Annotated in this window: 17 protein-coding genes; 9 read left to right on the forward strand and 8 right to left on the reverse strand. The window is 51.4% G+C overall.

Going from position 1 to position 14,002, the window contains the following annotated elements:
• Positions 1-34: 34 nt before the first annotated feature.
• Complete coding sequence (locus ACRRUX_RS12550; RefSeq protein ID WP_432530788.1) at positions 35-694, reverse strand: alpha/beta hydrolase; 660 nt, start codon at positions 692-694, stop codon at positions 35-37.
• A 151-nt stretch (positions 695-845) separates the two neighbouring features.
• On the opposite strand from ACRRUX_RS12550, the gene ACRRUX_RS12555 reads away from it, so the two are divergent.
• A complete protein-coding gene (locus ACRRUX_RS12555; protein ID WP_432530790.1) occupies positions 846-1,850 on the forward strand; it encodes a glutathione S-transferase family protein in 1,005 nt (334 codons plus the stop codon).
• Positions 1,851-1,889: 39 nt separating this feature from the next.
• On the opposite strand, the gene ACRRUX_RS12560 is transcribed toward ACRRUX_RS12555, so the two are convergent.
• From ACRRUX_RS12560 to ACRRUX_RS12570, 3 genes are all read right to left on the reverse strand, one after another.
• Positions 1,890-2,120, reverse strand: coding sequence for a DUF3389 family protein (locus ACRRUX_RS12560; protein WP_432530792.1), 231 nt, complete (start codon positions 2,118-2,120; stop codon positions 1,890-1,892).
• 90 nt (positions 2,121-2,210) lie between these two features.
• Complete coding sequence (locus ACRRUX_RS12565; protein WP_432530794.1) at positions 2,211-2,696, reverse strand: FKBP-type peptidyl-prolyl cis-trans isomerase; 486 nt, start codon at positions 2,694-2,696, stop codon at positions 2,211-2,213.
• Between the two features lie 32 nt (positions 2,697-2,728).
• A complete protein-coding gene (locus ACRRUX_RS12570; RefSeq protein ID WP_432530897.1) occupies positions 2,729-3,898 on the reverse strand; it encodes a lytic murein transglycosylase in 1,170 nt (389 codons plus the stop codon).
• Between the two features lie 267 nt (positions 3,899-4,165).
• On the opposite strand from ACRRUX_RS12570, the gene ACRRUX_RS12575 reads away from it, so the two are divergent.
• Both ACRRUX_RS12575 and ACRRUX_RS12580 read left to right on the forward strand, forming a co-directional pair.
• A complete protein-coding gene (locus ACRRUX_RS12575) occupies positions 4,166-4,531 on the forward strand; it encodes a DUF2750 domain-containing protein (RefSeq protein ID WP_432530796.1) in 366 nt (121 codons plus the stop codon).
• A gap of 45 nt (positions 4,532-4,576) precedes the next feature.
• Positions 4,577-5,203, forward strand: coding sequence for a hypothetical protein (locus ACRRUX_RS12580; protein ID WP_432530798.1), 627 nt, complete (start codon positions 4,577-4,579; stop codon positions 5,201-5,203).
• Between the two features lie 167 nt (positions 5,204-5,370).
• Here the strand turns inward: ACRRUX_RS12580 and ACRRUX_RS12585 are convergent, their stop codons facing one another.
• Positions 5,371-6,321: a chemotaxis protein CheV gene (locus tag ACRRUX_RS12585; protein ID WP_432530800.1), complete on the reverse strand. Its 951-nt coding sequence runs from the start codon at positions 6,319-6,321 to the stop codon at positions 5,371-5,373.
• A gap of 209 nt (positions 6,322-6,530) precedes the next feature.
• Positions 6,531-7,136 carry a class I SAM-dependent methyltransferase gene (locus tag ACRRUX_RS12590; RefSeq protein WP_432530802.1) on the reverse strand — a complete coding sequence of 202 codons (606 nt, stop codon included), beginning with the start codon at positions 7,134-7,136 and terminating at the stop codon, positions 6,531-6,533.
• Between the two features lie 84 nt (positions 7,137-7,220).
• On the opposite strand from ACRRUX_RS12590, the gene ACRRUX_RS12595 reads away from it, so the two are divergent.
• From ACRRUX_RS12595 to ACRRUX_RS12610, 4 genes are all read left to right on the forward strand, one after another.
• Positions 7,221-7,775, forward strand: coding sequence for an LON peptidase substrate-binding domain-containing protein (locus ACRRUX_RS12595; RefSeq protein WP_432530804.1), 555 nt, complete (start codon positions 7,221-7,223; stop codon positions 7,773-7,775).
• 127 nt (positions 7,776-7,902) lie between these two features.
• Complete coding sequence (locus ACRRUX_RS12600) at positions 7,903-8,478, forward strand: sigma-70 family RNA polymerase sigma factor (protein WP_432530806.1); 576 nt, start codon at positions 7,903-7,905, stop codon at positions 8,476-8,478.
• Complete coding sequence (locus ACRRUX_RS12605; RefSeq protein ID WP_432530808.1) at positions 8,471-9,130, forward strand: ChrR family anti-sigma-E factor; 660 nt, start codon at positions 8,471-8,473, stop codon at positions 9,128-9,130. Before ACRRUX_RS12600 ends, ACRRUX_RS12605 begins: the two co-directional genes overlap by 8 nt.
• Before the next feature lie 375 nt (positions 9,131-9,505).
• Positions 9,506-9,682: a hypothetical protein gene (locus ACRRUX_RS12610; protein ID WP_432530810.1), complete on the forward strand. Its 177-nt coding sequence runs from the start codon at positions 9,506-9,508 to the stop codon at positions 9,680-9,682.
• A 133-nt stretch (positions 9,683-9,815) separates the two neighbouring features.
• Here the strand turns inward: ACRRUX_RS12610 and ACRRUX_RS12615 are convergent, their stop codons facing one another.
• Complete coding sequence (locus ACRRUX_RS12615) at positions 9,816-10,745, reverse strand: pyridoxal-phosphate dependent enzyme (protein ID WP_432530813.1); 930 nt, start codon at positions 10,743-10,745, stop codon at positions 9,816-9,818.
• Between the two features lie 548 nt (positions 10,746-11,293).
• Between ACRRUX_RS12615 and ACRRUX_RS12620 the strand changes: the two genes are divergently transcribed.
• Positions 11,294-11,701, forward strand: a complete 408-nt coding sequence (locus tag ACRRUX_RS12620; protein WP_432530815.1) for a YccF domain-containing protein — start codon at positions 11,294-11,296, stop codon at positions 11,699-11,701.
• 95 nt (positions 11,702-11,796) lie between these two features.
• On the opposite strand, the gene ACRRUX_RS12625 is transcribed toward ACRRUX_RS12620, so the two are convergent.
• On the reverse strand, positions 11,797-12,552 hold the full coding sequence (locus ACRRUX_RS12625; protein WP_432530816.1) for a substrate-binding periplasmic protein: 756 nt from the start codon (positions 12,550-12,552) through the stop codon (positions 11,797-11,799).
• Between the two features lie 447 nt (positions 12,553-12,999).
• Between ACRRUX_RS12625 and ACRRUX_RS12630 the strand changes: the two genes are divergently transcribed.
• Entirely contained in the window at positions 13,000-13,989 is a 990-nt protein-coding gene (locus tag ACRRUX_RS12630) for a cytochrome-c peroxidase (RefSeq protein WP_432530817.1), read from the forward strand.
• Positions 13,990-14,002: the final 13 nt, after the last annotated feature.

Raw genomic sequence — 14,002 nt, forward strand, 5'->3', positions numbered from 1 at the left:
GATTGGGGCAACGAAACCCATCACTCCCGCGCGCTCAGAAACGCGTCATCAGCCAGTTGCGAATAGCCACTATTTGCTCAGGATGAACACTGTGCCCCATGGTATAAGTCTGCCAGCCGGCGCGATAACCGCCCTGTACCAAGGCATGGTTGGCGAGCAAGCCAGCGGAGACGGGCACCACATCGTCCTGCTCACCATGCATCTGCAATATCGGTGTATCTTTGTTGGCCTCATGCAGGCCGTCGGGTAAACGATCGCCTGTGGGCAGATAGCAGGACAGCGCCAATATCCCTGCAAGTTTGTGCTCCAGACGCAAAGCGGTGAACAGCGTCATCACCCCACCCTGACTGAATCCCGCCAGAATAATGCGCTCAGATGGAATACCCGCGGCAATTTGCTGCTCAATCAACTCGCGAATGCGCTGCTCTGATGCCAGCACGCCGGCCATATCCGCCCGCTCCAGCAAATTCATGCTTTTGATGTCATACCAGGAGCGCATAATGTAACCATTGTTGATGGTTACCGGCTGCTCAGGCGCATTGGGGAAAATAAACCGGATACCGTGAGCATGCCCCAGATTAAATGCCGATACTATGGGGGCAAAGCCCTCCCCGGAATCGCCCAGCCCGTGCAGCCAAATCACGGCGGCATCGGCTGATTTTGGGGGCTCAATGATTACTGCGTCAATCGTCATGTACCGCTCCTGAAAATCTGTACTTCACAAAGAGTTGCAAGCATACGCAAATTCATCCGTATCAGCAAAAAGCGAATAAGTTTGTCGAAATTTCGCTATTTACCACACCTGAACCTGTGTTCACAATGGCCTTAACAGAGGAGAGCACAGCATGGGATTACTGCAAAATGGGCAATGGGTCGATCAGTGGTACGACACCAACAAAAGCGGCGGTAAGTTTGTCAGGGAAGAAGCCAGATTCCGCAACTGGCTGACAGCGGACGGCAGCCCGGGGCCCGACGGCCAACCGGGATTTGCGGCGCAGTCCGGTCGCTATCACCTGTATGTGTCACTGGCCTGCCCCTGGGCGCACAGGACGCTTATCTTCCGCCAGTTGAAAGGGCTGACTGACCATATTGGGGTGACTGTGGTTGAGCCCCATATGCTGGCAAACGGCTGGGAATTTGCCGGTCCGGCGCAAAGCGACATGGCGCAGCATATTGATGGCGCTGAACCTGATCCGCTGTACGGCCTGGATTACCTGTATCAGCTCTACCAGCAGGCGGCGTCAGACTACTCTGGACGGGTCACAGTGCCTGTGCTGTGGGATAAACAAACCCAAACCATAGTCAGCAATGAATCATCTGAAATTATCCGCATGTTCAATAGCGCGTTTGATGACATAACAGGCAATACCCTGGACTTTTATCCTGTCGATCTGCGCACCCGGATAGACGAGCTCAATGGGTGGATCTACCCCAATATCAATAACGGCGTATATCGCGCAGGTTTTGCCACCAGCCAAAGCGCCTACGAGCAGGCATTTGATGCTGTGTTTAATGCACTGGATCAGCTGGAAACAAGACTGAGTTCACTCAGGTATTTAACCGGCAACCGCATCACGGAAGCCGACTGGCGTTTATTTACCACGCTTATCCGATTTGATGCCGTGTATGTGGGTCACTTCAAAACCAACAGACAACGTATTGAGGACTATCCGGCAATCTCCGGTTACCTAAGGGATCTGTACCAGCAACCGGGTATCGCGCAGACAGTGAACTTTGAACATATCAAGCAGCACTATTACTTCAGCCACGGGCAAATCAATCCGACCCGAATCGTACCCATAGGGCCTGAAATTAACTACTTAACTCCCCATGGCAGGCGGGATAGATAGTTGATAACTGACGTAAAAAGTGGACAGGTCCTGCTGCACCTACAGCAGGATCTGCTCGCCGAGAAACCCGATAAGCTCATCCGCCTGCTGCACATGGTCCAGCTTCAGGCTCCACCTGACCGCGCCGGCATCAGCGCTCAGTACCAGCACATCCCGGTGCAGTTTGATATCTTCCACCATGGCCTGCAGCATGACGCCGGGAGCATTGAGGCGTACCTGGATTTCAAAGGGCGTCAGAATTAACCGGCCCTGACTGAATTGAATAATCATCGACTCTCCGCGCTGCCGATGGCTTATCGACAGCAAAAAGCCCGGCATTCACCGGGCCTGGCACTTTACCTAATGTAGTAATTACCCTACTTAGCCGTGGTGATGGCCGCCCACACCATGGGCATGACCATGGGCGATCTCTTCATCTGTAGCTTCGCGAATACCCGTCACTTCCAGATCGAACGTCAGTGCCCGGCCTGCCAGCGGATGGTTAATGTCAATGTCCGCCATAAACTTGCCGACCTTGACCACAGTCACCTGACGCTGCCCCTGATCGGTATGCACCATAGCCGCCATACCAGGCTTCCACACTTTGGCGCCCATCAGGTGCTTAACCGGCACCCGCTGCACGGCGTTTTCAATCACTTCACCATAGGTATCGACCGGATCCGGAGTCACTGACAGTTTGTCGCCCACCGCCTTACCTTCCAGCGCCTTTTCAATACCTGGCATCATGTTATCGTGGCCGTGCAGATAAGCGACTGGCTCCAGTCCGATATTGGACTCCAGCACGTCACCTTGTTCATCTTTCAGCGTGTAGTGGAACTGCACCACCATGTTGTCTTGTACTGTCATGTTTAACCTTCAGTGTCACTGACTGAGTTGTATCAAAGAATGCCCAGCTTCTCGAGGGTTTGTGGCTGTGGAAAACCATCGGCCACCAGTCCCTGACTGAGCTGATATGCCCGCAGACCGGCAATGGATTTCGGGCCGAGGATACCATCAGGTTTGCCCACCTCATACCCCAAATCATTGAGTTTTGCCTGCAACTGCTTGAGGGTATCGCGCGATAATGGCGTTTGCTCAGGCGGCGCGACCTTCAAAGCGCCGGCGCCGATAATACGGTCCGCCAGGTGCCCCACCGACAGGGCGTAAAATACACTGCGGTTCCAGCGCATCATCACATCAAAATTACCATAGGTCAGAAATGCCGGACCTGCGGCCCCGGCCGGCAAGTGCAAGGTCGCCTGCATGTCCAGCGCAGGCAGTCTACCGCCATTGGCCTGGGTCAACCCCAGTTCCCCCCACTGTTTGAGTGAGCGGGTTTTGCCGTCGGTCAGATGGGCGTAATCAAATCCGCCGGGCAATACCACTTCCCGGCCCCAGCGCTCATTGCGCTGCCAGCCAAGCTGCTGCAGAAAATGTGCCGCCGATGACAGTGCGTCGTCAGTGCTGTTCCACAAATCGGCTTTGCCATCGCCATCGCCGTCCACCGCGTAACTGGCATAGGCCGTTGGCATAAACTGGGTATGCCCCATGGCGCCTGCCCAGGAGCCCACCATCTGCTCATTACTGAAACCATATTTTTGCTTGAGTTTCAGCGCCTGCATCAATTCCTGGGTGAAATAACTGCTGCGTCTGTGGTCACAGGCCAACGTCGCCAGCGAATCGAGCACCGGCATCTTGCCTTTGTAACCACCGAAGTTGGTTTCCATACCCCAGAAGGCCACCAGATACTGAGGCGGCACGCCATATTCTCTGGTCAGTTTATCCAGCAGTGGCCTGTGCTCTTTCAGCAGTTTGCGGCCCTGCTCTACCCGCCAGTCAGTCACCCGCTTATTGAAATAGCCGGCAAAAGTCTGGGTAAATTCCGGTTGTTTGCGATCAAGCTCAATCACCCGTTCGACCATAGTTAATTTGCCCAAGGTGCCGCTGATGATGATTTCATCGATACCTTCGGTGCGGGCTTTTTGCTGTAACTCCTGCAGACACTGGTCAAATCCGGCCTTATCCAGTGACGGCAACGCCTCTGCTGCGGCGCCACTGGCCACCAGCATCAGCGCGAAAAGCGAATGGTACTTCTTCAATTCCGCGACTCCGTACTTATCTGTCTGACACGCCAGACAGCTGACTCCTGTTGAATTGTGTTTCATCCTGACCCAATGTGACCGGGATAACAATCAAGATTTGGGGGGAACAAGGCTGTTTTGCTTAAATTTGACCAATCAGACGCAAAATGGTGCCCTTTGTAACCCGGATTTCATTGACCCTGAACAGGCAGGACACGCTATAATGCCGGGGCAAATAAACCAAAGGGGATAAGCATGTCTGATTTAACGCCTGCTCTGGCAGCATTTATTGAAAACGTCAAAGACAGCCAGTGTGTTTGGGGCCTGCAGGACGAGACCGGTGAGGGTTGGGTTGTCTGTGACTCTGTGGAGTTTGAAGACACTGATGTGATGCCTCTTTGGTCTTCTGAAGACAAAGCCAAAGCTCACTGCAGCGATGAGTGGGCCAACTATCAGCCAGCCGCTATCCCACTGATGGATTTTCTGGAATATTGGGTATCTGATTTCAACGATGACGGCGTGCTGGTCGGCATCGACTGGGACGGCGAGAACGAATGCCCTGAGCTGGATCCCATTGAGCTGGCCCAGGAGCTGGCCGATATCGAAGAAGAAAGCAAATAATCAGGGTTATTGACCTGTGAGGGCTGCCACTGCAGCCCTTTTGTTATGTCAGTAATTGATATTCCGTTTGAATACCGACATTTATGCTGGTTCTGTGGCGAACCTGGCAGTACCAGCTTCAACTTCAAAGCCGGTAAAAACAGCCCTCACCCATCACTTAAGTTGCCCTGCTGCACTGAGTGCCATGCTCTGGCGGTAAAAGCTCCCGCCACTTCGGTATGGGAATGCCTTAGCGGCGTCAAAGATGCCCTCATCAAACGCTATGCCAAACACCTGGCCATAGGCGACAACTGGACCCGCGAAGAACTTGAGGCATCAGGATTCTCCTGCCGGATTTTATCCGGGTTCCGGGAAAGTGGCTGGATGATGTATGAAATCGCCAGAGACAGAGTGAACTTCAGCCCCTGGCCGCTCAGTCTGGATGGCATTGCGCTGGATGAGCATAGAGCCACTCTGTTTGCCTTCAATGGCTTGTCTTTCGGCAGTGTAGGCAAAGCAAGAGATTATTATCAGGCGCTGTATGGATTGGACCGGGAGTTTTTCACGTCGCTGATTAATTTGTTGGGCCAGCCGCGTTTCGGCTACGCACTCAAACTCGCTAGACTGTATCGTACCTCAGGTGCGCGGGATAAACAGCGGGTACTGAGAGAACTGGCAGAAGACGCACGCTAGGGGCTTGACCGGCAGTACTGCGGCCTGGACTTAAGCCTGGACGTTAATACAGCTCGGGGTTTATTGTTATTTCTTCATTGTTTTCGCTCGAATGACGCGGGAGCTCAGCCAGTACACAATCACTCTGTTTCCGCATCAGTCTGTTCATCCCCATTGAATGACGCAGCTTAAGCGTCACCCGCTTCCACCATTTGAATACGCTCCTGCACCAGTGTTACCAACATGTCTGGCTGGAACTTGGAGATAAAGCGGTTACAGCCAACTTTCTCCGCCATGGCGTTATTAAAACTGCCGGACAGCGACGTATTGAGCACCACATAAAGATGTTTGAGCAACGGATCCTGACGGATCTCATGGGTCAGCTTGTACCCGTCCATCTCAGGCATTTCCGCATCGGTGATCAGCATCAGCAGATGCTCACTGTCAACCTTGCCCTCTTCAGCCCATTGCTTGAGCAACTTGTAAGCATCCAGACCATCATTGACCGTAGTGATCTTCACCCCTAATGGCTCAAGCACATCCTTTACCTGACGCCTGGCTGTACCTGAGTCATCGGCCACCAGCACATGAGTACCAGCCATTCTCGCCGTCACTTCGGACTCCAGCAACTCTTTGGAAACTTCGGTGTCGTAGTCAATAATTTCTGCCAGCACTTTTTCCACATCAATAATGGACACCAGATCAATGCGGTCACCATGCTGCAGCCGGGTAATCGCCGTGAGATAGTTATTGGCACCGGATGACTTGGGCGGTGGCAAAATATCATTCCAAGTCAGATTGACTATGTGCTCGACCTGTCCTACCAAAAAACCCTGAATGGAACGATTGTACTCAGTGATAATGAGATTGGACTCAGAGGTCAGTTCCATCGGTTTAAAACCGATAGCGCCTTTCAGGTTGATAACGGGGATCGACTGGCCACGAATGTTGGCAACGCCACAAATATGTGAGTGACTCCCGGGCATTTGATTCAACCTTGGCAGCTTTACGACCTCACGCACTTTAAATACGTTGATTGCAAACAGCTGGGATGTATTTACCCGAAACAGCAGCAACTCAAGGCGGTTTTCACCTACCAGCTGGGTTCTCTGATCGACGGTTTCCAATACTTTTGACATATGCTATCCCATGCGCGGCAGGTTCGAACAACCTGTACTCAACCGATATGATTTTTAAGCAATTATAGCGACATTGTGGCCAGATTACGCCCTTTGGCGACAGGAAATTCAAAATGGGCGGTCAAAATTACACCGCAGGAGCATTCCAGTGTCCGGCAAAATGTTGTTTGTTCTAAAGATAGCAAAATCTGGGATAAGTAACCGGTTAATCAGTCCCTGACGGGTTTCTGCACCAGAATGACGCCGGTTAAATCCAGCAGACACCGCTCCTTTATCAACACAAACCCGGCTGATGCCAACCCGCTGAGCAATTGCTGATGATTAAAGCGGTTTACCTGTGGATGCTCAAACAGCCTGCGGCTCAGTGGATTGCAGATGGCCAATCGATACAAATCTTCCAGCAGAAAATATCCACCCGGACGCAATACCCGGAATACTTCCGCAACAGCATGCTGCCAATCGACAATATGATGGAAAACGGCAAAGTTGCACACCAGATCGAACCGATTATCGGCAAATGGCAGAGCCGTCGCATCGGCCATCAGCACTTCAATCCCGGGGTCATTGATGTATTTACGGCTCACAAAAGCCACTTGCTCCTCATCCAGATCGATGGCAACGATACGTCGTCCCCCAAGATGACGTTTAATCAATTCAACACCCTGTCCAAAACCACAGCCAATCTCGAGCGCCGACTCTATATTGCCTGGCCCGGCCGGAAACATCGACAGCGACAGCGGCGCTTCAATACGCGCCTGCACCCATAGCCTCAACGGATGACTGATTATGCTTTTTTCGAAGTGATTCAATTTCATTGCTTTGTCTCCAGCAGTGCAACCAGTGATCATTGCCAGTAAAACATACGTATTGAGCGGGACAAAAGTTTCATCGAGGTGTCTATGCAGCTTCCCCTGTTTCCACTGAGAATCTGTTTATTGCCGGGTGGTTATACCCAGCTTCGCATTTTTGAGCCCAGATACCAGCGATTGGTCAGCGAATCGCTGACCCATAATGCTGGCTTTGGCCTGTGCATGCTGTCTGACGACGGCAAACAAGTGCTTACCTTTGGTACCCATTGTTATATAACCGACTTCGAACGATTGCAGGATGGCATGCTCGGCATCACTGTGCGTGGCGAGCAGAGATTTATCATCAATAGCATGACCACTGAAAATGACGGTTTGCGGCGTGGCACTGTCTCGCTGCTGCCCCAGTGGCCGGCGACTCGCCTGCCTGAAATCGATGTACGGCTGGGTGACACGCTGCGCGAGTTACTCAAACAACTTCCCGCCCAGCTGCAGCATTACAACAACAGTGACTTTATGGATTTGAGTTGGTTGTGTCAGCGCTGGCTGGAAATCATTCCCGTCAGTGCCAAAGATAAGCAAACCTGCATCGCCGCAGACGATCATCACAGAGCACTGGAATTTATAAGAACCCTGTTTCAGGAATGATCCACACCGGCATTCAATGCGTACCGACTCTCATCAGTGAAAACCGGACAGACACATGGAAAAAGTCACGACATGGGGTGCAAAGTCCAGCTACCATCAGAGCAGTTGTTGCTCGACAGGGATCATTATGGAAGCGGAAGCATCAGGGTTACAGGCTGAGCAGTTACTGCAACTGCTGGAACAGGTAGCCTGTCACAGAGACAAACAGGCATTCGCCCTGCTCTTTAAACATTTTGCCCCAAAGATCAGGGCATTTGGAGTACAACGCCTCGGTCAGCAAGGTCTTGCGCTGGACTTGTTGCAGGAAACCATGACCACAGTGTGGACCAAAGCACATCTGTTCAACGGTGAGAAAGGCGCAGTCAGCACCTGGGTGTTCACCATCATGCGTAATCAGTGTTTTGACATGCTGCGCCGGGTTCAGCACAACCGTGAAGACGCCTACGGGGATGACATCTGGCCTTTGTTTGAAGACTGCGACAGTGGCGATGGTCTGGGCGATCATATGCTGTCAGAAAAGCTGCTTAAAAATATGGATAAGTTGCCGCTGTTGCAGCGGCAGGTGGTTCAGGGCGTCTACCTGCAGGAACTCAGCCAACAGGAGCTTGCAGAACGCCTGGGGATCCCCATTGGCACAGTTAAATCACGCTTGAGATTGGGTTTGGAAAAGTTACGAAGCTACCTGGAGAAACATCATGATTAATTTCCACCCCAGTGATGCCCTGCTTCAGGCCCACGTCGCCGGCGAGCTGCCGCTGGCACTGACGACCGCAGTCGCCGCCCACTGTGAATTGTGCGAGGTTTGCAAAGCCCGTACCGCTCAGCTGAGTGATAAATTCGCCCAAGAACTCTTTGATGTCGCTCCCTTTGGCGCAACGGAGTTAAGTGAATTTGACGCAGTCACCATGCTGACAGGCATTACCGCCATGGAACCGGCAATAGAGTCAACACCAGTTCTGTCACCCCAGATAGCAATAGGCGGTGACACCTACAGCTTGCCGCGGGTATTTCGTCATCAACTGCAGGACAACTGGAAAGGTATAGGGAAAGTCAATCGGCTGCGGTTGGCAACCGGTGAAAATCGTGCCCGAGCCAGCTTACTGCACATTGCTGCCGGAGGAGAGATCCCGGCTCACACTCACAAAGGTCAGGAGGTGACGCTGTTGCTGGCCGGAGAGTTCAGTGACGAGTATAGCAACTATCAACCCGGCGACTTTATCGTGATGAGCAGTGAGCATGAACATGCCCCAAGAACGGCTTCAGGTTGCCTGTGCTACACCCTGGTGGATGCACCGCTCTACTTCACCAAAGGGATAAGTAAGCTTTTGAATCCTATTGGCGAATTAATCTATTGACGCTGACAGCGGCGGTCCGGGAGGATCGCCATTATTGTTGATGAAACAGAATTGACAATCCCAAAACCATAGATAATATAGCTTTTGTCGGGTAGTTCTTCACCACCCGACATCTCGCCAGGATTGACCTTTTCGGGACTTCTCCCGCCAAAACTCCAAATCTCAGGCCTTCACATAACCGTCATCTGGATATGGTTGACTTGCTGAAATGGTTTTTGGGGTCAATGCTTGGAAGAGGCGCTCTGGCCAACCAGCCATTACGTTTCTTCCCCTGAACTCAACATCGCTGCTTCGTGGGTGACGAAGCTGAGGATTTGTTTATTGAACCTATTTGTTCGCCTCTGAGGCGAAAAAGGACAAGAAAGGAGTGTGACCATGTCATACAAAGTAGATAACTATGAAATTAATGTTTGTTTTCCGGTAGATGCAATTTCTATCAACAAGAATTCCATCGCGTTTACAGACAAGCAGGGAAAAAACAAGCAAACCTTCTCAAAGCGTACCGAAGCGCTGAAGTTCATGAAATGGTTGCTTAATCCTAACCAACGCTAACAGAAAGACACTCTCATCACGGCCCTGCTTCACCATTACTCGGGGCGAGTGTTAACCTCCCAATATGCAGTACTCTCAATAGCCGGTCAGGACCACATCTGCGATGCGCAGATGAGCCTGACCAGTAAATATCTCAGGGCAAACACAGACCCGGATATTTGCGCCGATATCTGGCCAACATGGTCTCATTGCCCAAAATCCCCCCCTGATGGATGTACATCAGGCAAGCTTGCGGATCTTGCTGCCGAATGTGTTTGAGCGCCATTAACCCCAGTGGGTCATACAGCAGTTCAAAGTCCAGCTCGCGGCTTCGCGCCTGCAGCCATATTTCGGCAAATTCCCGATACAGCTTGCCAAAATGGTATTTCCGGCCAAAGTCAACAATTCGTGGATGACAGGACGCATCCGCCTCCAGTTCAGTAAACTGGCTTTGCAGATAATCGATTCCCCCCACTGCGGGCACAGTAATGACTTGCAGGTCCAGATGATTGCGATGGAAATAGCGGGACAGAAACAGTGCCGTGGTACCTGTGCCCGCTGGCAAAATAACTTTCACATGTTGGTACTCCTGCGTCGAGCGCCAATCAGCCAGCTCTTTCGCCAACTGCTCAACACCGCTGGCCGCAAGCGCGCAGCGTCCCCCTTCAGGAACAAATATCGCCCGCGTTCGCGCTGGCAGTATTTTTTGTTCAATATAGTCAGCGACGCTCAGCTCACCTCTGTCACTCTGTTGATCAACCGGAACCACCCGGGCTCCCAGTGCCAGAGCACCGCGATAGTTGCCACTGGGATGAGCAGCCAACCAGTCACTGATATGATCAACATAAAACTCCAGCTGACAGCCTTTCAACTGCGCCAGTGCCGCCATGGTATAAAGGGAGTTGGCCTGAGCCGAACCGTACCCAATCAGGGTATCAATTTCACTGAAGTCCATCTCCAGCAGCGCCGCAAATTTACGCGCTTTATTTCCGCCAAAGGCCTGATGTAACAGATCATCACGCTTGATAAATACGGGAAAACCAAACAGCTCATGCTGCTCGATGGGCGAGTTGATCAACAACATGACTCATCATCCGAGGAAAAAACGCCAAGTTTATATCAATTGTATGGCCGAGGTGAGCACATGCACGCACATTGGCGCGCCTGTCACACTTCATTCCTTCGCTCGCATCAGAGCATTCACAGTGCCGTAAGCGATACACCATACCAACTGCCAGGACTTATTATCAGCCTATTTACCCCATTCCTCAGCCGTCAGCTTCTCGCAATACGGGCTTTTTCATCTGCGACTGACATCGCGCACAGTAAACCAACGATGACGTCTGTGACTGCCGGAAATAAGCCGGGATTGATATCAATGAGAATGAGCGGAAAAACCTGCAGCGCCTGACACCAATGTCAACCATCAGTTGCCAGACATCAAGCGCTGAAGGGACCAGAAGCTTGTGAGGGAAATGGCAGTAATAGGGTGGTCAAATTCCCCAACATTCAGGGAAATACCTCATCACCCATCAGCTGCTAAATTATTTTTATTTAAATATCAATGAATTAAAAATTGGCATAGTATCTGCTTAGAATGGGTAACTCTCTTTATTTGCAGGAATATTCTATATGTCGTTGATTCGCCTGATCCTCAATGTTCTGTGGCTGATTACCGGTGGGCTGGTGATGGGGCTTGCATGGTGGCTGGCCGGACTGCTGTGCTTTATCAGCATCATCGGGATCCCCTTTGGCCGAGCCTGTTTTGTGATTGGAGAGCTGACCTTCTGGCCTTTTGGTCAGGACATAGCCAATCGTGAATCAGTCACCGGCCGTGAAGATATAGGTACGGGTACAGCCGGAACTGTTGGCAATATCATTTGGTTCCTGTTATTCGGACTGTGGCTGGGAATTGGACACTTAACACTGGCCGTGGGCTGTTTCCTCTCTATTATCGGTATTCCGTTTGGCCTGCAGCATCTGAAACTGGCTATGCTGAGTTTGATGCCCATAGGCCAAACTGTGGTCGCCAGAGCCTGATACTTGCTATACCGCAGAAACCAGGATGGTTTCATCATGAAAAACAGCAGACCTGGTCTGCTGTTTTTGTATGCTTCAAATGGCAGACAACAGTACTATTTGGCGCGAAGCTGTTGCCAGTACTCTGCTAAGGTCACAGCGGTATCCATACCAGACAACCCCGTGTTGAGGATCTCCAGCCAGCGCCGCCCTTCGTCAGAGCGCTGCAATGCCACGAACAAATGAGGCTGCGCCAACAGGCGACGACCGGGTTGCAGCTTGTCTTCAATGCCTGGCACACTGTTGGTCTGCAGCAAATACTTCACTGAATTCATATCCATCACCGCCGCATCCACTCTGGCAGTGGCCACCATCCGCAAATTCTGTTGATCTGAACTGGCCTCACGCACCGGCTGGCGCTTATTGGTAAACCAGGGCGCCAACTCTGGCATCGCCAGCACCTGCTCCCCAACGCCCAGGGTATATGCCTGCAGATCCTCCAACTCGAGCCAGCTTAACGGATGCAGCTTCATTTCCACCAAACCAATTGGACTGGTTGCAACCGGTCGGGAAAACACCAGCTCATCGGTCTGATACTCATAAACCGGCAACATCCCCAGATACTTTCCACCCGGTTTTGCTGCCAGCTTCTGTGCTCGGCTGGCACCATAAAAGTCCACTTTCAACTCATGCCCCATATTTGCCAGGGCCTTTTTAACAACATATACCACCGCCCCCTGCTCGGTCAGATTCGGACCGGCATAGGGTGGCCAGTACACTGCGGTCAGGTACAGCGTATCTGCACGCAAACTCAATGGATTCAGCAATAACAACAATAACAGTACTGCTTGCAGGTAACTTGTTCGTCGCATCTTTTCCTCCCGCGCCCACTTTCCCGGGCCATCGTGATGTTGCGATAACGGACAATATCTCATCAGTATAGTCAGCAAGTGTTACTCAATTGTTTTTACAGGATGAATTCAGCGGTTTGCTGAAATGATAAAGCTCTTGGAATTATTGGATGATACTCAGCGTCCTGGGAACAGTGACATAAATCGATTAGTAATGGTGATAGACGCTGTTTAAATGGGTCACGGCCAGTGACCTGAATCACACTTGCCGACTCATCTTACAGACTCCGGTGGAATAATTCACTATTCCTATCAGCATATTCCAACAAACGCTGCGATACACTTCACACAAAAGCAATCAAAGGCTGCGATAGCGGCAATCTAAACATTCGTTTTTTCAATAAGTTAAATCAAGATTACACTTCCTGAAAAACCTTACAAAGTACAAGGCCATCAAGGAAGCTAACGATGAAACCATTCACATTGTCCACCCTATGTATGAGTATTGCACTGAGTGTGCCGGCACTGGCTGAACCTATTCAGGTGATTGAACCTGCCAAGATCACCGAGCCTGAAAAAGTTGAACTGGGCAAGATGCTGTACTTTGAACCACGCCTGTCAAAGTCAGGATTTATCTCCTGTAACTCATGCCATAACCTGTCGATTGGCGGTGTGGATGCCATTCCAACCTCTATTGGTGATCAATGGCAACAGGGTCCCATCAACGCACCTACCGTGCTGAATGCGGACTATATGCTGGCGCAATTCTGGGATGGTCGTGCCAAAGACCTCAAAGAGCAGGCCGGAGGCCCTATCGCCAACCCCAAAGAAATGGGCTTCACCCATGAGCTGGCCGTCGATACCGTCGCTTCCATGCCAGCCTATCGCGCCATGTTTACAGAAGTGTACGGTGACAGCAAAGTCGATATCGACCGCATCACCGATGCGATTGCCGCTTTTGAGAAGACTCTGGTGACCCCCAACAGCCCATTTGATCAATATCTTAAGGGTGATCAGCAAGCCATTAGCGCCGATGCCAAAGCCGGCTATCAGCTGTTCAAAGACAAAGGTTGTGTCAGCTGTCACTCAGGTCCAGCCGCAGGCGGCACCATGTACATGAAGATGGGTCTGGTAAAACCTTTCCATACCAACAACCCGGCAGAAGGCCGCAAGGCCGTTACCGGCAGGGATGCAGACAAGTACGTATTTAAAGTGCCAACGCTGCGTAATATTGAACTGACCTATCCATACTTCCATGACGGCAGTGTATGGACGCTGGAAGATGCCGTTAACGTGATGGCCGATGTTCAGTTGGGTCAGGCATTGGATCCGAAACAAACAGCCCAGATGGTGGCGTTCCTTAAGTCACTGACCGGTGAGCAGCCAAAAATCACTCTGCCCATTCTGCCACCGTCAAATCATCAGACTCCACGTCCCCAGCCTTTCGTGGCTGAATAATCCAGAAAAAGCG

It is taken from the genome of Shewanella sp. GXUN23E (genome assembly GCF_050865035.1).
In the GTDB taxonomy this organism is placed as follows: Bacteria; Pseudomonadota; Gammaproteobacteria; order Enterobacterales; family Shewanellaceae; genus Shewanella.